Consider the following 888-nt stretch of genomic DNA (forward strand, 5'->3'; position numbering starts at 1 on the left):
AGTTTTGGCCGCACCATCCGACCAGCAGTAGAAACAGCAGCGTTGTGGGCGTTATACCGCAGCTGCTCTGTGCCGTCCTCATCGACGATCTTCCAACCATTACGGGTGATTTCACGAGCGACGACACTGTGGTGCCTATTTATTTTCTGCGCGATGGCTCGTGCCGAATCACCGACACGACATCCCGCTTCAATAGCAACACGGTCTTCAACAGTAAGCCTGCGACCACGCCCTACTAAGGCGTGTTTGTCGAATACGCCGCTAGGAAATCCATCAACGGCTTGAGTTTTCATCGGTGCTGGCATAACAGAATCTTTACCCAGCTTCTTGCCTGTATCTGGCAAAGACACCACCGCCTCATCAGGCGTTCGACGATGTCGCTGCCGGCGTAACTTCGCATACCGCTGCTTCCTTATCCACCCATACACGGTAGAAGGATGCACACCGATAGCATCAGCCACTGTCTGACAGCTCTCACCAGCAAGCACTCGCTCCACGGCCTGGGCACGTTTATCAGGTGACAAGTGGGCGCGTCTAGGCCGCACTTCGATTACACCAGCTTTCTTTAACCTGCTGTGAAGCAAGCCAGTCGATATTCCAACAGTCTGTGCTGCTTGACTGATCGACATACCTGCACGCACCAACCCAACAGCCTCACGGACAAACGGATCACGCAAACGACTCGCACGCCTGCCTGGAGGTTCGACACCTCTTACCCTCAACCAACCGTAAACCGATTCGGGGCCTACACCCACATCACGCGCGACCAGGCTAACTGCCTCGCCTGCCACCACGCGCTCAACAGCAGCATCCTTAACATCCTTCGGAGTCCAACGCGTCACAACTACCTCCCGGTCGAAGTGGCGCATTCACCCCTTGACAGCACGC

At 55.6% G+C, this 888-nt stretch carries 2 pseudogenes; both read right to left on the reverse strand.

The features are described 5' to 3' along the window. A pseudogene (locus HMPREF3153_RS13040) lies at positions 1 to 400 on the reverse strand (helix-turn-helix domain-containing protein); the annotation flags it as partial. A 19-nt stretch (positions 401 to 419) separates the two neighbouring features. Further along, a pseudogene (locus HMPREF3153_RS13225) lies at positions 420 to 869 on the reverse strand (helix-turn-helix domain-containing protein); the annotation flags it as partial. Positions 870 to 888 lie beyond the last annotated feature (19 nt).

Source organism: Corynebacterium sp. HMSC06C06 (assembly GCF_001807295.1).
GTDB lineage: Bacteria > Actinomycetota > Actinomycetes > Mycobacteriales > Mycobacteriaceae > Corynebacterium > Corynebacterium striatum.